Raw genomic sequence first — 22,940 nt, forward strand, 5'->3', positions numbered from 1 at the left:
TATTTTCTGTTAACATAAAATTAGGAAATATGCATCGAAAACGTTTTCGAAATTGCCGAAAACGTTTTCGATATTTGAAATTTGAATTAATTTTATAATATTTGTTAAATGAAAGAGACAACTTTAAAACAAATAGCAGAAACTTTAGGGATTTCAATAACTACTGTCTCTAAAGCATTAAAAAATTACCCCGATGTAAGTGAGAAAACCAAACAATCTGTTTTGGACCTTGCTAACAATTTACAATACACTCCCAATTCATTTGCAGTTAATCTTCGAATGAAAGAATCAAAAACCATAGGACTAATTATTCCTGAGGTAGTCCATCATTTTTTCTCAAGTGTAGTAAACGGAATCATTGCCGAGGCAGAAAAAAATGGGTATTTGGTTATTATACTTCAATCGAATGAATCTATTGATTTAGAAAAAAAACAAGTGGAGTTGCTAATTAATAAAAGAGTAGATGGTATCATTCTTTCGCTTTCCAATGAATCAAATGATGATTTGCATTTGAAAGAAATTATTAGAAGAGAAATTCCGTTAGTGCAATTTGATAAAATTGCAAAGTTAATTCCGAGTTCAAAAGTGATCATTAACGATCAAAAAGCGGCATTTGAAGCAACAGAACACTTAATTAATAAAGGGTGTAAAAAAATTGCACATATTCGTGGTCCAGTAAATCCACAAAATGCAATTGATCGATTTTTAGGTTATAAAAAAGCTTTAGAAAAAAACAATATTCCTTTTGATCCAAAATTAGTTTATACCTGTAATAACGTAACTTTTGATGAAGGAAAAGAATTTGCAGCGCAAATAATTAAAGAGCATCCCGATGTGGATGGGATTTTTGTAATAACCGATTTGGTTGCAGTTGGTGTTTTAGCCTATCTGAATGAAATCAATATCAAAGTACCCGAAAAAATTAAAATAATAGGATTTAGCAATTGGTTTATGTCTCAGGTAATTACTCCTAAACTGAGCACCGTAGACCAACCTAGCTTTGAAATGGGTGTTCAATCTTTTAAATTATTATTAGAAGAAATGCATGCAAATAAAGAACTAAAACCGTTCTCGCCTAAAACTATTGAACTTACTACAACGGTAATTGAAAGAGAATCATCATTTTAGATATTTATTGAAAATTTTTGCCATATTCTCTTTTTTTGAAATAATATTATGGTGATATTTGCTGTATTACTATTATTTGTTGCCAAAATCTATGAATTCTCTATTTTCAAAAAAAATATCTATACCTTATATTATTGGTTTTGTTTTATTTACAGCGCTGGTTACCTTTTTTATTACGAACTACATTGAAAAAAAAGAGCAAGAAAAAATTATTGAATTATCTCAAGCCAATAGTTCCTGCGCTTACAAAGTGGAACGCTTAGAGGGATATCCTCATATTAAACCTTTACTATTTGTTGACGATGTTTGTGAAGGAGATGGATTGGCCTCTCTAAAGGTTGAAATGAATACAATAATTGAAAACTACAAAAACTACCAAGGCGTTATTTCTGCATCAGTCTATCTAAAAGATTTTTCTGCAAATGAATGGACTGTTCTTAATGAAGAAGAAAAATACGAACCAGGGTCTTTGTTTAAAGTGCCAATATTGATTGCTTATTTAAAAATGAATGAGGAACATCCTGGAGTATTAGACAAAGAATTGCTTTATAATAATCCATTTAATATTGGTAAAGCCGTTGCCTTTAAGTCTAAAACGATACAGCTAGGTAAATCATATAAAGTAAGAGAATTACTTAAATATATGATAGAATATTCAGATAATAATGCGACTGCCTTATTGAATAATAATCTAAATCCTGATGTATTAATAAAACTTTTTAAAGATTTAGAATTAGAAATACCAAGAGTAAACGGAAAACAATATTTTTTTACAACTAAGCAATATTCTTTGTTTATGAGAGCAATATACAATGCTTCCTACTTAACAATAGATGATTCTGAATTTGCTGCTGATTTACTATGCAAATGTGAATTTAATGACGGCATTAGAAAAGGAGTCCCTGAATCTGTTAAAATGGCTCACAAATTTGGAGAATCGGGAACTCCAACAGAAAAACAACTTCATGAATCGGCAATTGTTTACCTTAATGAAAAACCGTATCTACTTACAGTAATGACCAAAGGAAAAGATAACGCTTCATTGTCTAAACTTATTGGTGATATCTCTTCGGTAGTATATAAAAATAAGCTTGCTAACTAATTCTCATTCCATAAATTTCTGATTACTTATTATTTTTTATTTATTTTAATTAATATTTAAATTAATTGACTAATTAACAATAATAAAATAAAAGTAGGGTTGTACCCCCTATTTTTTTAAACTACATTTTCAAAATTTTATATTATTTTATAATTTTGCCCTATTATTATTAGGGGTAATTTATTTTATATAAAAATGAAACTAGAAAAACGCTGGATATCTGCTTTTGTAATTATTACCGTAGTTGCCATTTTAGGATTATTTTGGCCTCATCAAAATTCAGGCGCCGAATTTCTTACAACAAAAAACATCAATTTTGCTGATGTGGCTTGGCTGCTAACCGCTTCTTGTTTGGTTTTATTAATGACCCCAGGACTTTCCTTTTTTTATGGCGGTATGGTAGGAAAGAAAAATGTAATTTCTACTATGCTTAAGAGTTTTATTTGCCTAGGAGTGGTAAGCTTGTTATGGGTAACCATAGGATTTAGTTTGTCTTTTGGTGCGCCAATTGGATTTACAATTGACCATGTTTATTATGGAGTTATTGGCAACCCTTTCGATTTTACTTTTTTTGATCAAGTGGAAGTTATGCCAAATAAAAATTTAGCACCCACGATTCCATTTATCTTGTTTGCTTTATTTCAAATGAAGTTTGCAGTGATAACCCCTGCAATTATTACTGGGGCACTTGCAGAACGCATCCGATTTATTTCCTTTTTATTATTTATTTGTTTGTTTACCTTAATAATTTATGCACCGTTATGCCACATGATATGGCATCCTCACGGCCTGTTGGGTGGCTATTTCGGTGTAAAAGATTTTGCTGGAGGAACTGTAGTTCACATGAGTGCTGGTTTTGCAGCTCTTGCTGGAGTATTAGTACTTGGTAAGCGTAAGAAAAGCGAACACATCCCAACAAATATTCCTTTTGTGCTATTAGGAACTGGCTTACTTTGGTTTGGTTGGTTTGGCTTCAATGCGGGGTCTGCATTAGCTGCAAATGCTACCGCGGCAATGGCTTTTGCAACTACCACAATCGCATCGGCAGCAGCCATGATGACTTGGGTGTTTTTAGACCGATTAAACGGAAGAAAAGTTTCTGCTCTTGGTGCTTGTATCGGTGCAGTTGTAGGATTGGTTGTGATAACCCCAGCGGCCGGATACATTTCAATACCGCAAAGTATCTTTTTTGGATTTATTGGCGCTATCGTTTCTAATTTTATGGTTAATTGGAAAAAATTAAAGCAAATTGATGACACTCTGGATGTATTTGCTTGTCACGGAATTGGTGGAATAATGGGTATGATTCTAACTGCGATCTTTGCCGAAGGCGAAAATGCTAGTTTGCTTCATGGTGGAATAGCAGTATTTAGGCACCACATGTTGGCGCTTTTACTAGTGTCTGTTTTTACTTTTGGAGGAGCTTATTTACTTTTTAAAGTTACCAATTTTATGATTCCGCTTCGTGTTACCGAAGAATCTGAAGAAATAGGGTTAGATCAATCCCAACATGGTGAGAAGTTTTAGATTTATCTAATTATTTGGTTTATTTTTGTTTTAAAACCTATTAACTCAAAAATAATTCCACAATGAAGAAATTCCTTATCTCAATTTTATTCCTTGCTATTATCCCAGTTTATAGTCAAGTGAATGCTGAAATCGACACCTTATTAAACAATTGGCATAAAGCGGCAGCGGCAGCAAATTTTAAAGATTATTTCTCGGCTTTGTCTGAGGATGGTATTTTTATTGGCACCGATGCCACCGAAAATTGGAACAAAAAACAATTTGAAGCATTTGCTAAACCCTACTTTGATAAAGGAAAGGCATGGAATTTCACCCCAATTGAAAGACATATTTATATTTCGGCAGACAAAAAAATGGCTTGGTTTGACGAATTATTAGATACACATATGAAAATTTGTAGAGGATCGGGGGTAGTTGTTAAGATTAACAATACCTGGAAAATCAAACATTATGTGCTTTCAATGACCATTCCAAATGACAACTCCGATGAAGTGGTAAAAATAAAATCGACATTAGAAGATCCAATTTTAAAAACAAAACAGCGCTTGTATTAAATAAAAAGGGGGAAATTGCTTTCCCCCTTTTTGCCCCAAATCTACCATAAACTTAACCTACTAATCTCATGGTGGTACAAATATAAGCCCACCTGGATTTGTTGTCAAAATAAAATTGTTCAACGACAGTAAAAGTCGTTGAAATGCACTTTATTGTAGATTTTAATATGCTCTGTCGTTTTTTCCTTCGTAAAAATTCATAAAAGCTCGACCAACTACACGATTTCCTCCCGGAGTTGGATAATCTCCTGTAAAGTACCAATCGCCAAGGTTTTTAGGACATGCTTCATGCAATTTATCAATACTTTGGAAAATGATTTTAACCTCAGCTTTGATCGTTTCTATAGTTAGTAGTTGTGCAATTTTATCGGACAATTCCCTGTCGGTGAACGGCTCGTATATTTTGGTAACATAATTTACAACTTCTGAATCAGGTAAGTTTTCTTGCTCTTTGCATTTAGCATACACCTCATCCACAATATGATATAAATTTCGTTCTTTAAGCAAAGCCAAAGCCGCTTGAAAGGCAATTAATCCTTCCAATTTAGCCATATCAATACCATAACAATCTGGATATCTTATTTGCGGAGCAGAAGAAACCACTACAATTCTTTTAGGTTGTAATCGATCCATCATTTTAAGGATACTCATTTTTAAAGTAGTTCCTCTCACAATACTATCGTCAATAATTACCAAATTATCTGTTGGCTTAATCACCCCATAAGTAACATCATATACGTGTGCAACTAGATCATCACGACTGCTGTCTTCGGTAATGAAAGTTCTTAATTTAGCATCTTTTATAGCTACTTTTTCGGTTCTAATTTTAACCGACAAGATTTCTTCTAACCCCTCTTTTGTGAGTGTTTTTCTATTATTTAAAATAAACTGATTTTTTCTTTGATTTAAAAAATCATTAGCCGCCTCTACCATTCCATAAAAAGAAGTTTCGGCAGTGTTTGGAATATAAGAAAAAACCGTGTTGTCGGTATCATCATCAATAGCTTCCAATACATCTGGAAGAATCAATTTACCTAAATTTTTTCTTTCTTGATAAATTTCTGCGTCACTTCCTCTTGAAAAATAAATGCGTTCAAAAGAACACGCTTTTTTTATTGTAGGTGTATTTATTTCTTTAACAGAAACAGTGTTGTCTTTTTTAATGATTAATGCACTTCCTGGCTCCAACTCAACTACATCTTCAAAGGAAACATTAAAAACCGTTTGAATTACCGCTCTTTCTGAAGCTACAACCACTACTTCATCGTCTTCATGAAAATAAGCAGGACGAATTCCGGCTGGATCTCTTAAAACAAAAGCATCGCCATGACCTAATAAACCAGCCATTGCATAGCCCCCATCCCATCCACGAGATGCACGTTTTAATATTTTGGCAATATCTAATTTCTCTGCAATTACAGGAGAAGCTTCTCTTTTTGTTAAGCCGTTGTTTTTACATTCTAAATATAAATCGGTGACTTCTTCATCTAAAAAGTGTCCGATTTTCTCCATCACCGTAACTGTATCAGCCATTTCTTTTGGATGTTGTCCTAATTCAACTAAGCTATTAAAAAGCTCTTTAACATTCGTCATGTTGAAATTTCCGGCTACAATAAGATTACGGTGCATCCAATTGTTTTGTCTTAAAAAAGGGTGAACGCTTTCTATGTTATTTTTTCCAAACGTACCATAACGAACATGGCCAAGAAACAACTCTCCTATATAAGGTAAATTGGCTTTTTGAAGAGCTACATTGTCTGCATATTCAGGATGTGAAGCCATCTCTGAATTAATACGATCATTTATTTGAGCGTAAACATCTTGAATGGGTTGTGCATCATTTGATCGAACTCTACTGATATATCGTTCACCAGGTTGAACATCGAGTTTTATGGAAGCAAACCCAGCGCCATCTTGACCTCGGTTGTGTTGTTTTTCCATTAGGAGATACATTTTTTGTATTCCGTAGAAAGCAGAACCGTATTTTTCTTTATAGAATTCTAACGGTTTTTTTAATCTTAAAAGGGCAATACCACATTCGTGTTTAATTGCGTCACTCATTGTATTTGTAGTTTAATTCTGATTCACCTACAAGTGATAGTAAGCGGCTCAGGTGTTGTGTTGTTTATTATAATGCAAATTTAGTAATAAAAAATGCCCCGAAATTTCGAGGCATAAATTTATTATAATTCTATATCAAATTGCGTTAAAGATTTAAATTGTTTTAATCTTTCTTGAACTTCCGATTTTTGAAGTGATTCCATTCTTTCGGTTCCAAATTTTTCTACGCAAAAAGACGCTAGGTTTGATCCTTGAATAATTGCGTTTTTCATATTACTGAATGAAATGTTTTCACTTTGCGCAATATATCCCGAAAATCCACCTGCAAAAGTATCTCCAGCTCCTGTTGGATCAAATACTTCTTCTAATGGTAATGCCGGCGCAAAGAATACTTCTTTGTTATGGAATAATAAAGCCCCGTGCTCACCTTTCTTAATCACTACATATTTCGGTCCCATGGTATGAATCTTCGCAGCGGCTTTAACTAAAGAATATTCTCCCGAAAGTTGACGCGCTTCTTCATCATTTATGGTAATTACATCTACACGTTTAATTACATCTAGTAATTCAGGAAGCGCACAATCCATCCAAAAATTCATTGTATCTAAAACTACCAATTTCGGAGTAGAAGTCATTTGATTTAAAACTCCGGTTTGAACTAACGGATGTAAATTACCCAACATCACTACATCGGCATTCTTAAAATCATTAGGTACAATTGGGTTAAAATCAGCTAAAACATTAAGTTCTGTAATTAAAGTGTCTCTAGAATTTAAATCGTTATGGTATTTACCACTCCAAAAGAAAGTTTTCCCTCCTTTTACAATTTCGATTCCCGAAATATCAATATTTCTAGATGTCAATAAATCCAAATGGCTTTGTGGGAAATCTTCTCCTACAACCGATACAATTGCCGATTTTACATTAAAATGTGACGCAGACAATCCTATATAGGTTGCGGCTCCGCCCAATATTTTATCTGTTTTACCAAATGGTGTTTCAATCGCATCAAAAGCAACGGTTCCTACTATTAATAGTTTGTTCATGGGGTTTCAAAAATTAAAGATGCAAAGATAGGTTTTAGTTTAGAAGTTTAAAAGTTTAAAGAGTAAAAGTTAATTTCTAATGCCGCTTTTAAGTTATTGCTTTAAATAAAAAAAATTAACAACATTGAATAGGTTATTATTCACTATCTTTATTTTTACTTCACACTTATACACTAAATTCAATCTTAATTACTCGGTTTTGTGTATTAATAATGCAAAATGTTTCTCAGTAATTACTAAATATTTGTAAAATGCAACATCGAGGAGAAATAATTAAAAGAGCAGTTTACAAAAGTGGATTTTCAATAACTGAATTAGCTAAAAGATTGGGTAAAAGTAGAAGATGGGTATATCTCATGTTTGAAAATCCTAGTGTATCTTTGGATGTAGTTTTACAGCTAGAAAAAATAATTCACTATAATTTTAGTCTGGAGATTAAAGAAATAAGACCTTCTTTTATTGATGTTATTGAGCCCTCTTTTAGTGGTCAAACGGAGAAACATTCTGAGGAGTATTGGAAAAACAAATACCTGCGTTTATTGGAAGAGTATAACGACTTATTGAAGCTTAATAATAAATAAGGCTACAGAAGTTTTTCTTCTTCTTTTTCATAAAAAACATCTACCGACAAGTCTTTTAAACCAGAAGCATAAACCGCAAGTTCGTCACAACGTTCATTTTGTGGGTGGTTATTATGGCCTTTAATCCATTTAAAATCAACTTGGTGTTTGCGGTAAACTTTTAAAAATCGGGTCCATAAATCGGCATTTTTTCGATTAGCAAAACCTTTCTTTTCCCATCCTAAGACCCATTTTTTTTCGACAGAATCAACAACATATTTAGAATCGGATACAATCAACACCTTCATGTTGGGTGTTTTTAATTTTTCCAAACCTACGATAACAGCTAATAATTCCATTCTATTATTAGTAGTAAGTCTAAAGCCTTCGTAAAATTCTTTTTTATGAGAAGTCCCTACCAATTCCATAACCACACCATAACCCCCGTTACCAGGATTCCCCTTGGCAGCTCCATCGGTATAAATATGTACTTGGTGGTTCATTTGAACAAGTTAGATTATTAGACTTTTAGGACAGTTCGATAGCTTGGAATTTGAAAGTTTAATTCTCTAACAATCGATCTATTGTTTCTGGAAAATAGTGATGCTCCAAAATATGTATTTTTTCGGCTATTTCTTCGGCTGATTTACAATCTTCTATTCCAACTGATTCTTGAAAAATAATAGCTCCTTCATCATAATTTTCATTTACATAATGAATGGTGATTCCGGTTTCTTTTTCTTTATTTTCTAAAACTGCTTGGTGCACATGCATTCCGTACATCCCTTTGCCTCCGTATTTTGGTAATAATGCAGGATGAATGTTGATTATTTTATTAGGAAATACCTTAATTATCGATTCAGGAAATTTCCATAAAAACCCAGCCAAAACAATTAAATCAGGGGCGTCTTGTATGATTTTATCTAAAATTTGACCTTCATTTAATTCAGTTCTCGAAAAAACTACTGAAGGAACATTTAAGTTGTTTGCGCGTTCAATAACTTTTGCCGTAGGATTATTTGTGTAAACTCGAACCACCTCAATCAAATTTTTTTCTTGACAATGCTTAATAATTTTTTCAGCATTGGTTCCGGAGCCCGAGGCAAAGAGTATTATTTTTTTCATTTTAGATACTTTCTATTGTGCAAAAATACATTATCTGAAATCAAAAAAAGAAGAATAAATAACATAAAATGAGTCGATTTAAAATAATTTTTTTAATTTCGTCACCATTATTTATTAACTAAAAAGGTGGTTTTAAAATAAAGTTTTTTATTTTTGCCAACAATTTAAATTTTAAAATTAAAGATTATGTCAGACATTGCATCAAGAGTTAAAGCGATTATCGTAGACAAATTAGGCGTTGACGAGAATGAAGTTGTAACAGAAGCAAGCTTCACAAATGATTTAGGAGCTGATTCATTAGACACTGTTGAGCTTATTATGGAGTTCGAAAAAGAATTTGATATTCAAATTCCAGACGATCAAGCAGAAAACATTTCTACTGTAGGTCAAGCTATTTCATATATTGAAGAAGCAAAAAAATAATAAAACAAAAACCCGTATACCTATAATGTATGCGGGTTTTTAATTATTATTAAAAAATTTAACTATTTTTGATTGAATTTCAATCACCAGATATTGGAATACCCTTGTCTCTTTAAGCATTATGATAAAGAAAACGGGGTATTATTTATTTAAAATACTATTAAAAAAAATTATATGCAATTAAAGCGTGTTGTTGTAACTGGTCTTGGAGCGCTAACTCCTATTGGAAATTCCATCCAAGAATATTGGGATGGATTGGTTAATGGGAAAAGCGGTGCTGCACCAATAACTTATTACGATACTGAAAAGCATAAAACCAAATTTGCTTGCGAAGTAAAAAACTTCAACATTGAAGATTATATGGATCGTAAAGAATCCCGCCGATTAGATAAATTCTCACATTATGCAATTGCATCAAGTGACGAGGCCATCAAAGATGCTGGGATTACACATGATAATGTAAACAAAAACAGAGTAGGTGTAATTTGGGGAGCAGGAATTGGTGGATTAGAAACTTTTCAAGAAGAAGTTTTATATTATGCCAAAGGCGATGGAACTCCAAAGTTCAACCCTTTCTTCATCCCAAAAATGATTGCCGATATTGCACCTGCTCATATTTCGATGCGAAATGGGTTTATGGGGCCAAACTATACTACGGTTTCTGCATGTGCTTCATCTGCAAATGCAATGATTGATGCCTTTAACTACATCCGTTTAGGAATGTGTGATGTAATTATTACCGGTGGATCTGAAGCCGCAGTAACAATTGCTGGTATGGGAGGATTCAACTCAATGCACGCATTATCAACTCGAAATGAAAGTCCGGAAACGGCTTCTAGACCTTTTGATGCAACCCGTGATGGATTTGTATTAGGCGAAGGTTCTGGAGCAATCGTATTAGAAGAATACGAACATGCAAAAGCACGTGGGGCTAAAATATATTGTGAAATTGGTGGAGGCGGAATGTCTTCAGATGCCTACCATTTAACTGCTCCACATCCGGAAGGAATAGGTGTTATTGCCGTAATGGAAAATACCCTTAGAGACGCCGGAATGGCTCCAGAAATGGTGGATCACATCAATACTCACGGAACTTCAACTCCTCTTGGAGACGTAGCCGAATTAAAAGCTATCAGTCACGTATTTGGTGCTCATGCTAAAAACATCAATATCAATTCTACTAAATCCATGACAGGTCACCTTCTAGGTGCAGCCGGAGCAGTTGAATCGATAGCGGTAATTTTAGCTATGAAACACGGAATAGTTCCTCCAACAATTAATCATACTGTGGTAGACGAAAACATTGATCCGTCTTTAAATTTAACACTTAATGTTCCTCAAAAAAGAGACATCAAAGTGGCTATGAGTAATACATTTGGATTTGGCGGACATAATGCTTGTGTTTTATTTAAAAAATTAGAAGACTAAGATTTCATGCGATTTCTTTCTAAAATATTTTCAACAAATTCCCGTCCTACAACAGGCGGGAATTTTTTTGCAACCGTCGAAAATATAATCGGCTTCAAACCCATAAACCTAAAATATTACCAAAAGGCTTTCACGCACCGTTCTTCTAATTTAGTAGATGAAGCAGGCTTGCCACTAAATTACGAGCGCCTAGAATTTCTAGGTGATGCCATGTTAAGTGCAGTAATTGCATCCCATCTTTATAAAGAAGTTCCAACAGGAGATGAAGGTTATTTGACAAAAATGCGCTCAAAAATTGTAAGCCGAGACCATTTAAATGAATTAGGAAGAGACCTAAATCTGATTGAGTTTGTAGAAAGCAAAGTGCCTCCACAACACTTTGGCGAAAACATTCATGGAAATTTATTTGAAGCTTTAGTAGGTGCTATTTTCTTAGATAAAGGCTATCAAGGTTGTGAGCAATTTATTTACAAACGGGTTATTATTCCGTATGTAGATATTGCAAGATTGGAAGGAAAGGTAATTAGCTATAAAAGTTTGGTTATTGAATGGTGCCAAAAAGAAAAAAAACAATTCTTTTATGATGTTTTTGAAGATAATGGCATTGATGGACAACGCTTTTTTGGTGTTAAATTAAGTATTGATGATAAAGTAGTTGCAAAATCAAGAGCCACTTCAAAAAAGAAAGCAGAAGAAATTGCTTCCAAAAGAGCCTATTTTGCATTTCAAGAAAAAATTAACACTATATAAATCAAATTCTTAAAAAACTACATCGTTTTAGTTCATAAAATAACGTTAATCTAACATCTCATCCGTATTTTGAGTTTCTAATAACACTATATTTACAACTTATTTTGGCAACAAATGGCTGTTCATAAAATAAATATTGAAGATTTTGAAGAGGAAGATTATTATTTAATCGCGATTCACACTTCATTAGAAGATTATCGACTGGCTTATTTTTTAAATCGGGAGCTCGGAATTAGTTTGTCTAAAAACAAATTTGATATTGGGACTCAAGTTAAAAAAGTTAAAACCTCATTTACTAGATTTACTTTTGATGACGAACAAAAACTAGTATTGTGGGATTTAGTTGAAAATAAAAAAGTGGTAGAAACCAATGAAATCGAAGCAAACATCGATTTATTTTCGAATACAAAAAGTTCATTTTCTACAACAACCTATTTATTGCCCGAATATAAAAAAGTAGATTACATTGTTAAGATTGGAAATGCAGAAAATGAAATTGATCTGGATCAAGTAATCTCACAAATAAGTAAAATAGAAGCTATTAAACTAGTATATAGTATAGCTAAAGACAATATTAAATCAAAAAATAATTTAATTTTTTAAAAAGATGCCGACAAGAAAAAAGACTAAAATTGTAGCCACACTAGGTCCAGCTTGTAGTTCAAAAGAAGTAATTAAAGATATGATTGATGCAGGAGTAAATGTATTCCGTATCAATTTTTCTCATGCCGATTATACTGATGTTAAAGAAAGAATAGACATCATCCGTGAATTAAACCAAGAACACGGTTATACTACTGCTATCTTGGCCGACTTACAAGGCCCTAAACTTCGTGTTGGAGTAATGAAAGAAGATGTAGTTGTTAATCCAGGGGATATCATTACTTTCCAAACTGCAGAAGATGTTCCGGGCACTAAGGATAGAGTTTACATGAACTATTTAGAATTTCCTAGAGATGTAAAACCGGGAGAAAAAATTCTATTGGATGACGGAAAATTAATGTTTGAGGCACTAGAAACTAACGGTTCAACTGAAGTTAAATGTAAAGTAATTCAAGGCGGTCCTTTAAAATCTAAAAAAGGAGTTAACCTTCCTAATACAAAAGTTTCACTTCCGGCATTAACTAAAAAAGACATCAAAGATGCCATTTTTGCAATTGAGCAACAGGTAGATTGGATTGCGCTTTCATTTGTTAGAACGCCTGTTGACTTAGAAGAATTACAAGATTTAATTGCAAAACATTCAGAGCATAAAATTCCAATTATTGCTAAAATTGAAAAACCAGAAGCAGTAGAGAACATTGATAAAATCGTTGCTTTTTGCGATGGATTAATGGTGGCTCGTGGTGACCTAGGGGTTGAAATACCAGCTCACGAAGTGCCATTAATTCAGAAAAAATTAATCCACAGAGCTAAAACAGCTCGAATTCCGGTTATTGTGGCTACCCAAATGATGGAAACCATGATCACTAGCTTAACGCCTACTCGTGCAGAGGTAAACGACGTTGCAAACTCGGTGATGGATGGTGCTGATGCCGTAATGTTATCAGGAGAAACTTCGGTAGGAAATTATCCGGTTCAAGTTATTGAAAAAATGACGCAAATTATTGAAGCCGTTGAAGATTCACCACTAATTACCGTGCCGCAAAATGCTCCACATGTAAGAACAAAACGATTCATTACCAAATCAATTTGTTACCATGCTGCAATTATGGCTAATGATATTAAAGCTAAGGCAATTTGTACCTTAACAAATAGTGGATACACTGCTTTTCAAATTTCTGCTTGGCGCCCTTCTGCTCATATTTTAGTTTATACTTCAAATAGCAGAATATTAACTCAGCTTAATTTACTTTGGGGAGTAAATGCTTTTCATTACGATAAGTTTGTAAGTACCGATGATACCGTTGATGACATTAACCAAATTGCAAAAGAAAATGGTTATGTGAAAAAAGGAGATATTCTTATTAACCTTGCCGCAATGCCAGTCGTTGATAAAGGAATGGTAAACACGTTGAGGATTTCTGAAATAGGATAAATTCATAAATCAATTCATAAAAAAGCCTCGTAGTAACGAGGCTTTTTTTGTTTAAATATATTGAATTAAGGCACTTTATTTCCCATACTTTCAGTCCAAATGGCAAACCAATCAATATTTTCAAGTGGCAATTCCACCGCTTTCATCAATGCCTGAATTCGAGCAATATTTACCGTTCCGGCAACAGGATGAATTTGAGCAGGGTGCTTTAATACCCATGCTAAAAGTAGGGTGTCAGAACCTACTCCGTATTTATCTACTAATTGCACCAATAGCTTTTTTAATCTTCGGGTTTGTTCAATATCCTCTCTAAAAACCGTTCCAAGTGGGTTCCATGACATGGGTGTGATATTATGTAACTGCATATAATCTAAACTCCCGTCAAGCATCGCCTGATGGTGTGTAGCCGAAAACTGAATTTGATTAAAACTCACTTCGGTTTTACTTCGAATTAGATCCGTTTGAAAAGAAGTAAAATTGGACAATCCAAAAGATTTAATTTTTCCTTCTTTTTTTAATTGCTCAACTGCTTCTGCAATCTCATCGGCCACCATTAAAGGGCTAGGACGGTGCAACAATAAAACATCCAAATAGTCGGTTTGTAGATTTTTTAGTGAATTTTCAACCGACCAAATGATGTACTCTTTTGAGTAATCATAATGCTTGATAGTATTTGCTCTTCCGTTTGTATGCTGTATTCCACATTTGGAAATGAGTTGCAAGCGATCTCTGGAAATTTGGCTTTCGCCAAATGCTTTTCCAAATTGAGATTCGGTAGTATAATCACCATAAATATCCGCATGATCAAAAGTGGTGATTTTATTTTCAATGCAAATATTAATTAAATGCACCATCTCTTTTGTGCTTAATTTTTTATCCCAAACACCCCAATTCATAGTTCCGGCAATAATAGGCGATATTGATGTTTTCATGTGATTAGTATTAAAAAGTTTAAAATTACTAAAATAAAATCATAAATCATCCTTAAAAATGAGAACTTAAAGCAAGTTTTAACGCATTATTAACATTACCTTCCTGATAAAATTTTCAATTTTGAAATGTTAAAATTTGGAACCTTTATAATACTATAAAAATAGAATTTATGGAAGAAAATGTTGCTGCTTTAGACATTAGAGCAATTAATGAAAAAATAGAAAGAGAAAGTGCGTTTATCGACTTACTTACCATGGAAATGAACAAAGTAATTGTTGGTCAGAAGCACATGGTGGAACGATTATTAATTGGACTTTTAGGCCAAGGACACATCTTGCTGGAGGGTGTTCCTGGGTTAGCAAAAACCTTAGCTATTAACACCTTATCACAAGCAGTTCATGGAAGCTTTAGTAGAATTCAGTTCACTCCCGATTTATTGCCTGCCGATGTAATCGGAACCATGATTTACAACATTAAAGCCAACGAATTCTCAATTAAAAAAGGGCCAATTTTTGCCAATTTCGTACTTGCTGATGAGATCAATCGTGCTCCTGCCAAAGTTCAATCGGCTTTGTTAGAAGCCATGCAAGAAAAACAAGTTACTATTGGCGATACTACTTTTAAATTAGACAAACCATTTTTAGTACTTGCAACTCAAAACCCAATTGAGCAGGAAGGAACTTACCCATTGCCGGAAGCTCAAGTAGATCGTTTTATGCTTAAAACCGTAATCGAATATCCAAAAATCGAAGAAGAACGTATGGTTATTCGTCAGAATTTAAAAGGAGCTTACGAAAAAGTAAATCAAGTAGTTTCTGTAGAGCAAATCATACGCGCCCAAGAAGCTGTAAGGGAAGTTTACATGGATGAAAAAATAGAAAAATACATATTAGACATCATCTTTGCTACTCGTTTTCCAGAGCAATATAAATTAGCACATTTGAAACCATTAATTGGCTTTGGAGCTTCTCCTCGTGGAAGTATTAACTTAGCAACTGCTGCTAAATGTTATGCGTTTATTAAACGTCGTGGTTATGTAATACCAGAAGATGTTCGTGCTGTAGTGCATGATGTGTTGCGTCACAGAATTGGAATTACCTACGAAGCTGAAGCAGAAAACATTACTTCGGTAGACATCATTAATAAAATTGTTAACGAAATAGAAGTTCCTTAATTTTTGTTCAAAGTTTAAACAAATAAATGGAAACGAAAGACCTCCTAAGTAAAGTCCGAAAAATTGAAATTAAAACCCGAAGATTGAGCGATCATATCTTTTCGGGCGAATACCACACATCGTTTAAAGGGCGCGGTATGACTTTTTCAGAAGTAAGACAATACCAGTTTGGTGATGATATTCGTGCCATAGATTGGAATGTTACTGCAAGATACAATGAAGCGCACGTAAAAGTTTTTGAGGAAGAGCGTGAACTTACCATGATGCTGATGGTGGATGTTTCGGGCTCAGAAAGTTTCGCAACCAAAAACCAACTCAAAAGCGAAATTGTTACAGAAATTGCTGCAACTATGGCATTTTCGGCAACCCAAAATAACGATAAGATTGGCTTGATTTTGTTTTCAGATGGCATCGAATTGTATATTCCGCCTAAAAAAGGAAAATCACACGTCTTGCGAATCATCCGCGAGTTACTTGAATTCAAGCCTAAAAGCAAAAAAACGGATTTATCGCAAGCACTTAAATTTTTATCGGCAACGCAAAAGAAAAAAGCCATTGTATTTCTGATTTCCGATTTTATGGTGGAAGAAGATTATGAGAAAACACTAAAAATTGCAGGTAAAAAACACGACATCACCGGAATTAGAGTGTATGATATTCGTGAAGAACAAATGCCAAATATTGGAATAGTTGAAATGGAAGATGCCGAATCAGGTGAAATTCTTGTGGTAGACACGAGCTCTAAAAGCGTTCGAATGAACTATGAAAAAAACTACCAAGAGAAAGTAGCGTATTTCAAAGAAATTTTTTCCAAATGTGGATCGGGAACTGTAAATACTCGTGTTGACGAAAGTTATGTAACCAAATTATTAGGTTATTTTAAATCAAGATAATAGAATGAAATTCAAATTATACCTACTTTTCTTTCTAATAACAACATCACTTTTTGCTCAAAAAGTCACGACTTCTATTGATACAACTCGAAATAAAATTGGAGCTGAATTCAAGCTTACTCTTAAAGCATCGGTTTCAAATAAAGACAAAGTGGTTTTTCCAAAATCAAAAAACTTTGGAGCGCTAGAAGTATTGAATTCCTACAAAATTGACACGGTAAAAACTAACGATAAATGGGAGTTGATTAAAAAATATGGGGTAACCCAATTTGACACCGGAAAATTTACGATTCCAAGAATTCCCATATTAATTAATGGAAAACCAAGTTATTCCGACAGTTTGAAGGTTGAAGTTTTCAATGTAAAAGTGGATACTTTAAAGCAAAAAATGTACGATGTTAAAGACGTGGCACAAGTTGAAACTTCGAGCAATTGGTGGAAGTACCTTTTAGGCATTTTATTATTAGCAGGAATTGCAGCCATGGTCTATTGGTTAATTAAAAAATACCAAAACCAACCTAAAGAAGAAGAACCTGTTTACACCTCGCCTATTGAAAAAGCAACTTCTTTGTTGCAACAATTAGAAACGAAAGAACTTTGGCAAAAAGGAGAAGTAAAAGGATACTATTCTGAGTTAACCGACATCGTTCGAAATTACATCGAAGAAGAAATAGAAATTCCGGCGATGGAGAGCACCACTTCAGAGCTTATTGCCGAATTACGTCGCGTTGCAAATCAGAAAAAACTAAAACTATCGAAGGAAACTTTAGAAAACTTGGAAAAAGTTTTAATGCAAGCCGATTTAGTAAAATTTGCAAAAGTAAAACCATTAGATTTTGAAATCGAAGAAGATAAAAAACGAATTTCAAGCACCATTGTTACCATACATAAAGCCATTCCAACAGTAGTTGAAGAAACCGATGAGCTAGAAGCGTGGAATGAACAACAAAGAGAATTGGCTCGAATTCAAAAATTAAAAAAACAAAAGCAAGTTCGGATCATAACCACAATTGGTGTGGTTGTGACCATAATATTCATCTCCCTGCTTACCTTAATTTATGTAAAAGGTTGGGATTATGTGAAAGACAATTTAATTGGTCATCCTACCAAAGAATTAGCTGAAGGCGAATGGGTATTTAGTGAATATGGAAACCCTGGCGTAAAAATTGAAACACCAAAAGTTTTAAAACGAATGGATGCTTCTAAAATCTTACCGAAAGATGCCTATGCAGTTCTAAAAGAAATGGAAATGTTTGGCTACGGAAGCATGTTTGAATCATTTAATATTGTGGTTTCTACTGCTAAATTCAAACAAGAAACAGAAGTAAATTTTGATACCGTCCTTGAAGGAAATACAAAAACTTGGGAAGCGTTGGGGGCTCAAAATATACTTTTCAAACAAGAAGAATTCAATACTGTAAAAGGAATTTCGGGAGTTAAGGCATACGGAACGATGGTGATGTTGGACAAGATTCAAAACAAAAGTCAGAAATTATATTATGAAATCTTGTTGTTTAAACAAGAGGGTGGTCTACAAGAAATTGTGATTTCATATAGAGAAGGCGATGAATATGGTAAAAAGATTTTGGATCGAATTATCAACTCGGTTGAACTTAAAAACGACAGCGAATAATGGATAAGTTAACCTTTTTAAATCCGGAATTTTTTTGGTTGTTTTTGGTAATTCCATTTGCTGTTGCTTGGCTTTTCTTTAAACGCAAGCAACAATCGGCTACTTTAAAAATGAGTTCGGTGGGTGGTTTTAAAACTTCCAAATCAAAATTAGCAAAGCTTAAACCCTATTTAAATGTTTTGAGAATTTTGGCTTTAAGTTCATTGATTATCGCTTTGGCAAGGCCAAGAACGGTGGACATTAGTAACCAAACAAAAACTACCAAAGGGATTGATATTGTTATGGCAATTGACCTTTCAAGTAGTATGTTGGCTAAAGATTTACGTCCAAATCGTATGGAAGCTTTAAAGGAAGTTGCTTCTAATTTCGTGGATGCAAGACCAAATGATCGAATTGGTGTTGTAGTTTATGCTGCCGAGGCCTATACAAAAACCCCAGTAACTAGCGATAAAGCCATAGTAAAAGAGGCAATTCGAGATATTAAATACGACAGGGTATTGCAAGACGGAACCGGAATTGGTATGGGATTAACTACTGCCATTAACCGTTTAAAAGAAAGCAAGGCAAAAAGTAAAATTATTATTTTACTTACTGACGGAGTTAATAATGCTGGGTTTATTGAGCCTGAAACTGCTTCGGAAATTGCTAAAGAATACGGAATTAAAGTATACACCATTGGTTTAGGTTCGAATGGTATGGCCGAATTTCCATATGCGTATGCGCCTAACGGAAGGGATTTTCTTTACAAAATGATGCCGGTTGAAATTGATCAAGAATTGATGAAAACCATTGCAAGAAATACTGGCGGAAAATATTTTAGAGCTTATAGCAACAGCAAGTTGGAAAGTGTTTATAACGAAATCAATAAATTAGAAACTACCGAAATAGAAGAACTGAAGTTTTATGATTATGATGAAAAATTCAGGCCTTTTGTATGGTTTGCAGGAATTTTATTGTTGCTTGAAGTTGTATTGAGAAACACCATTTTTAGAAGTTTTATATAAACGTATGTACGAATTAGAAGAAAAAGGATATTTGTATCTGTTGGTTGTTGTTCCAGTTTTGGTGCTTCTTTTTTTGTATGTTCAATATTGGAAAAGAAAAAAACAAGCCGCATTTGGTGATTTGGATTTAATAAAAAAATTAAGTCCGGAGAAGTCTTTATTTAAACCAACATTAAAATTTGCATTGGTGCTATTGGGTTTGACTTTTTTGATTTTGGCTTTGGTTAATCCAAAAATGGGAATCAAAATGGAAAAAGTGAAGCGTCAAGGTATTGATATTGTTTTTGCTATTGATGTTTCCAAAAGTATGTTGGCCGAAGATGTTGCGCCTAATCGATTGGAAAAAAGTAAACAAATTGTTTCGCAATTAATCAACCAATTGGGGAGTGACCGAATTGGAATTATTGCCTACTCAGGAAGTGCGTTTCCGGTGTTGCCAATGACTTCAGATTATGCAGTAGCCAAAATGTTCATGCAAACCATGAATCCGGGCATGATTTCGTCTCAAGGAACATCAATTGATGAAGCGATTAATTTGGCTGCCAATAATTTTTTCGATAAAAAAGATAAAACCAATAAGTTGTTGGTTATTATTTCGGATGGAGAAGACCATTCTGATAATGCACAAAGCGCTGCTGAAGATGCCGATAAAATGGGTTTGAAAATTATCACGGTAGGGGTTGGAACCGAAAAAGGTGGCGCAATTCCATTAAAAAGAAATGGTGTTGTGGAAAGTTATCAAAAAGACCAAGACAACCAAGTGGTAATTACCAAAAGAAATGCAGAAGTATTAGCAACCATAGCGAAGAGCACAAAAGGGGGCTATGTAGATGGAAATTCTACAAAGGCAGTAACCGATTATGTAAAAAAGGTATTGGATAATACGCAAAAAACCGAATTTGAAGGCGCCATGATGGCCGATTATAAATCACAGTTTCAGTGGTTTTTAGGCTTTGGTTTTTTCTGTTTGTTTTTGGATGTTTTCCTAACGGAAAGAAAAACAAAATGGGTTCGAAAAATGAATTTGTTTAATGAAGAAAAAGAAACAGAGAATAAATAGGATTCTTTTCTGAATTAGTAAAAATGAAAAAAGCATTAACCTATATCGTAATTCTAATTTCTTTAGTTTGTAAAGCTCAAGAAAAGGACAATTATTTGCCTCAAGGAAATGAAAAATTTGCCGACAAAAACTATGTTGATGCAGAGGCAGATTATCGTTTGTCTCAATCAAAATTTAAAAAGAAAGCTATTGCATCTTATAATTTAGGAACGGCTATTTACAAACAAAATCAACCTGCAGAAGCCAAATACCAATTTGTAAAAGCAATTAAAGATGCTAAATCCAAAGCAGAAAAACATCAGGCATTTCATAATTTGGGTAACGCATTTATGAAAGAAAAAAACTATACAAATGCAGTAGAGGCCTATAAAAATGCGTTACGTAATGATCCAACGGATGAAGAAACAAGATATAATTTTGCTTTAGCAAAAAAAATGTTGAAGGATAATCCACCACCAAAAGATCAAAATAAAAACAAAGACAAAAACAAGGATAAGAATAAAGATAAAGACAAAAATAAAGATAAGAACAAGGACAAAAACAAGGATAATAAAGACAATAAGGATAAAGGCGATAATAAAGACAAGGATAAAAAAGACGGTAAAAACAAAAATGATAAACAAGATAAAGGCGATGGTGAAAAACCACAGCCTAAACCAAGTGGAGCTTCTAAGCAACGCATAGACAATCTTTTGGATGCCGTAAATAATGAAGAGAAAAAAGTACAAGAAAAAGTAAATGCCCAAAAAGTACAAGCCAATCCGAAGAAACCAGAAAAAGATTGGTAACAATTTGAATTAAAAATTACAAAATGAAACGATATTTAATCTTACTATTACTAGCCAATAGCTCAGTATTCGCTCAAGTAAAATTTGAGGCGAGTGTGAGTAAAAATACTTTGGGGCTTAATGAAAGAGTGCGAATTGAATTTTCAATGAATGAAGATGGCGATAACTTTGTACCGCCAAATTTTGAGGCTTGTGGATTTAGAGTAGTAGGTGGACCAAGCCAATCTATAAGCCAATCCTGGATAAATGGTAGAAGTACATTTCAAAAATCATATACCTACATTTTATTACCATTACAAAAAGGGAATTTAGTAATCCGTCAAGCAGTTATTGAAATTAATGGGCAATTGTATAAAACCTTGCCAATTAAAATTACAGTTACTAATGCGGTACAACAACCGAATGATCCTAATGAACCGGCTACAGTTAAAGCAGATGATAACTTGTATTTGGTTGCCGATATTTCTAAAACCAATCCGTATGTAAACGAGCCAATAACCGTGGTTTACAAATTGTATTTTAGTTATAACATTGGGATTACCAATTGGCGCGAATTAAACAAACCAAAATACAACGATTTTTGGAGTCAGAATATTGACATCAAACAATTAGTTGCCGAAGAAGGAATGTTTAAGGGACAAAAATACCGTTATGTAGTTTTACGAAAAACAGTTTTGTATCCACAAAAATCGGGTAGTTTAGAAATAGAACCCCTTTCATTAGATATAGATTGCCAGGTTCCAAGAGGAAGACCTAATTTTTGGGGGCAAGTTCAACTGGTAGAAGACAGCAAGCGAGTTTCTGCTGGGAGCAAAGTTATTTCGGTTAAACCACTACCTCAAGCAGGAAAACCAGAAGATTTTTCGGGGGCAGTTGGGAAATTTAATTTTAAAGTAACCCCATCACGCACCGGATTAAAATTTGGAGAATCCTTAGATTTAGATGTAACTGTAACGGGTACCGGAAATTTAAAATTATTTAGTTTGCCAAAACCTGTAGTTCCTGCAACACTAGAAATGTATGATCCGCAACATACTGAAAATGTGAGCACGCCGCTAACGGGTATGTCGGGAAGAATTTCAGATAAATATACCATCATCCCACAATCGAAAGGGAATTTTCCAATTAAACCACTGCGTTTCACTTATTTTGATTTAGGTACAGGAAGTTATAAAACGATTACCTCTCCCGAAATTGTGTTGAATGTATTGGATGGTCCGGGTATTGCAAATACGGGCACTACGCCACCTCCGGGAAGCGCGAAAATTCCGGTTACAGCCAGCAAAGCATTTGCTTATATAAAGCAAAAAACTGCACTTAATCCTATTGAATCAGAGGACTTTTTAGGTTCGGGATTATTTTATTCCTTGATGGTTTTACCGTTTTTAGGAATTCCGGCGTTGATTTTATTCAGAAAAAGAAAAGAAGCAGAAGATGCTGATGTGGTTGGAAACAAAAAGAGAAAAACAAATGCTCTGGCAAAGAAATATTTATCGGAAGCCAAAAAACAATTACAAAACAAAGAGCCATTTTATATTGCCTTAGAAAAAGCAATGCACAATTTCTTGAAAGCTAAATTGAATATTGAAACTTCTGAAATGAGTAAAGATAAAATCACAGAAATTTTACTTTCGAGAAATGCAAATCCCGAAATAGTGAGTGAATTTATTGTGCTTACAGAAAGTTGTGAATTAGCTCGATATGCTCCATCAA

The 22,940-nt window shown here is 33.8% G+C and carries 22 protein-coding genes; 17 read left to right on the top strand and 5 right to left on the bottom strand.

The features are described from left to right. The first annotated feature begins 108 nt into the window (after positions 1–108). The 4 genes from ACKOWY_RS05615 (at position 109) to ACKOWY_RS05630 (ending at position 4,311) form a co-directional block, all read left to right on the top strand. Positions 109–1,128 (top strand): LacI family DNA-binding transcriptional regulator, encoded by a 1,020-nt coding sequence (locus ACKOWY_RS05615; RefSeq protein WP_408940463.1) that lies wholly within the window; start codon positions 109–111, stop codon positions 1,126–1,128. A 91-nt stretch (positions 1,129–1,219) separates the two neighbouring features. After that, positions 1,220–2,230, top strand: coding sequence for a serine hydrolase (locus ACKOWY_RS05620; protein ID WP_408940464.1), 1,011 nt, complete (start codon positions 1,220–1,222; stop codon positions 2,228–2,230). Between the two features lie 195 nt (positions 2,231–2,425). Beyond that, a complete protein-coding gene (locus tag ACKOWY_RS05625; RefSeq protein ID WP_408940465.1) occupies positions 2,426–3,757 on the top strand; it encodes an ammonium transporter in 1,332 nt (443 codons plus the stop codon). Between the two features lie 62 nt (positions 3,758–3,819). Further along, a complete protein-coding gene (locus ACKOWY_RS05630; protein ID WP_408940466.1) occupies positions 3,820–4,311 on the top strand; it encodes a nuclear transport factor 2 family protein in 492 nt (163 codons plus the stop codon). Positions 4,312–4,473: 162 nt separating this feature from the next. Here ACKOWY_RS05630 and ACKOWY_RS05635 read toward each other — a convergent pair whose 3' ends face one another. Continuing rightward, a complete protein-coding gene (locus ACKOWY_RS05635; protein ID WP_408940467.1) occupies positions 4,474–6,372 on the bottom strand; it encodes an amidophosphoribosyltransferase in 1,899 nt (632 codons plus the stop codon). A 122-nt stretch (positions 6,373–6,494) separates the two neighbouring features. Further along, positions 6,495–7,418, bottom strand: coding sequence for a PfkB family carbohydrate kinase (locus ACKOWY_RS05640; RefSeq protein WP_408940468.1), 924 nt, complete (start codon positions 7,416–7,418; stop codon positions 6,495–6,497). Positions 7,419–7,669: 251 nt separating this feature from the next. Here ACKOWY_RS05640 and ACKOWY_RS05645 point away from each other — a divergent pair, with 251 nt between their 5' ends. Next, complete coding sequence (locus ACKOWY_RS05645; protein WP_408940469.1) at positions 7,670–7,999, top strand: hypothetical protein; 330 nt, start codon at positions 7,670–7,672, stop codon at positions 7,997–7,999. 2 nt (positions 8,000–8,001) lie between these two features. On the opposite strand, the gene rnhA is transcribed toward ACKOWY_RS05645, so the two are convergent. Together rnhA and ACKOWY_RS05655 are read right to left on the bottom strand one after the other, a co-directional pair. Next, positions 8,002–8,481: a ribonuclease HI gene (gene rnhA, locus ACKOWY_RS05650; protein WP_408940470.1), complete on the bottom strand. Its 480-nt coding sequence runs from the start codon at positions 8,479–8,481 to the stop codon at positions 8,002–8,004. 58 nt (positions 8,482–8,539) lie between these two features. Further along, on the bottom strand, positions 8,540–9,103 hold the full coding sequence (locus ACKOWY_RS05655; RefSeq protein ID WP_408940471.1) for a phosphoribosylglycinamide formyltransferase: 564 nt from the start codon (positions 9,101–9,103) through the stop codon (positions 8,540–8,542). A 186-nt stretch (positions 9,104–9,289) separates the two neighbouring features. On the opposite strand from ACKOWY_RS05655, the gene ACKOWY_RS05660 reads away from it, so the two are divergent. The 5 genes from ACKOWY_RS05660 to pyk all read left to right on the top strand — a co-directional run bounded on the left by ACKOWY_RS05660 (position 9,290) and on the right by pyk (position 13,742). Next, positions 9,290–9,526: an acyl carrier protein gene (locus ACKOWY_RS05660; protein ID WP_019037482.1), complete on the top strand. Its 237-nt coding sequence runs from the start codon at positions 9,290–9,292 to the stop codon at positions 9,524–9,526. A gap of 174 nt (positions 9,527–9,700) precedes the next feature. Next, positions 9,701–10,954: a beta-ketoacyl-ACP synthase II gene (gene fabF / locus ACKOWY_RS05665; protein WP_408940472.1), complete on the top strand. Its 1,254-nt coding sequence runs from the start codon at positions 9,701–9,703 to the stop codon at positions 10,952–10,954. Between the two features lie 6 nt (positions 10,955–10,960). Continuing rightward, positions 10,961–11,704, top strand: coding sequence for a ribonuclease III family protein (locus tag ACKOWY_RS05670; RefSeq protein WP_408940473.1), 744 nt, complete (start codon positions 10,961–10,963; stop codon positions 11,702–11,704). Between the two features lie 114 nt (positions 11,705–11,818). Next, positions 11,819–12,307: an IPExxxVDY family protein gene (locus ACKOWY_RS05675; protein ID WP_408940474.1), complete on the top strand. Its 489-nt coding sequence runs from the start codon at positions 11,819–11,821 to the stop codon at positions 12,305–12,307. Positions 12,308–12,311: 4 nt separating this feature from the next. Then, positions 12,312–13,742, top strand: coding sequence for a pyruvate kinase (pyk, locus tag ACKOWY_RS05680; RefSeq protein WP_408940475.1), 1,431 nt, complete (start codon positions 12,312–12,314; stop codon positions 13,740–13,742). A gap of 65 nt (positions 13,743–13,807) precedes the next feature. Here the strand turns inward: pyk and ACKOWY_RS05685 are convergent, their stop codons facing one another. Continuing rightward, entirely contained in the window at positions 13,808–14,674 is an 867-nt protein-coding gene (locus ACKOWY_RS05685) for an aldo/keto reductase family oxidoreductase (RefSeq protein ID WP_408940476.1), read from the bottom strand. Between the two features lie 170 nt (positions 14,675–14,844). On the opposite strand from ACKOWY_RS05685, the gene ACKOWY_RS05690 reads away from it, so the two are divergent. The 7 genes from ACKOWY_RS05690 to ACKOWY_RS05720 all read left to right on the top strand — a co-directional run. After that, positions 14,845–15,849 (top strand): AAA family ATPase, encoded by a 1,005-nt coding sequence (locus tag ACKOWY_RS05690; RefSeq protein ID WP_408940477.1) that lies wholly within the window; start codon positions 14,845–14,847, stop codon positions 15,847–15,849. A 26-nt stretch (positions 15,850–15,875) separates the two neighbouring features. Next, positions 15,876–16,742, top strand: a complete 867-nt coding sequence (locus ACKOWY_RS05695; RefSeq protein ID WP_408940478.1) for a DUF58 domain-containing protein — start codon at positions 15,876–15,878, stop codon at positions 16,740–16,742. Between the two features lie 4 nt (positions 16,743–16,746). Beyond that, positions 16,747–18,375 (top strand): hypothetical protein, encoded by a 1,629-nt coding sequence (locus ACKOWY_RS05700; protein WP_408940479.1) that lies wholly within the window; start codon positions 16,747–16,749, stop codon positions 18,373–18,375. Further along, positions 18,375–19,379, top strand: a complete 1,005-nt coding sequence (locus ACKOWY_RS05705) for a vWA domain-containing protein (protein ID WP_408940480.1) — start codon at positions 18,375–18,377, stop codon at positions 19,377–19,379. The genes ACKOWY_RS05700 and ACKOWY_RS05705 overlap by 1 nt, the downstream gene beginning before the upstream one ends. 4 nt (positions 19,380–19,383) lie before the next feature. Further along, the gene (locus tag ACKOWY_RS05710) at positions 19,384–20,439 is read left to right on the top strand and encodes a VWA domain-containing protein (protein WP_408940481.1); all 1,056 of its coding nucleotides are present in this window, start codon (positions 19,384–19,386) and stop codon (positions 20,437–20,439) included. Positions 20,440–20,462: 23 nt separating this feature from the next. Further along, entirely contained in the window at positions 20,463–21,227 is a 765-nt protein-coding gene (locus ACKOWY_RS05715; protein ID WP_408940482.1) for a tetratricopeptide repeat protein, read from the top strand. A 23-nt stretch (positions 21,228–21,250) separates the two neighbouring features. Further along, the coding region (locus tag ACKOWY_RS05720; protein ID WP_408940483.1) for a BatD family protein at positions 21,251–22,940 on the top strand (1,690 nt) is incomplete at its 3' end.

The organism is Flavobacterium sp. (genome assembly GCF_046073885.1).
GTDB lineage: Bacteria > Bacteroidota > Bacteroidia > Flavobacteriales > Flavobacteriaceae > Flavobacterium.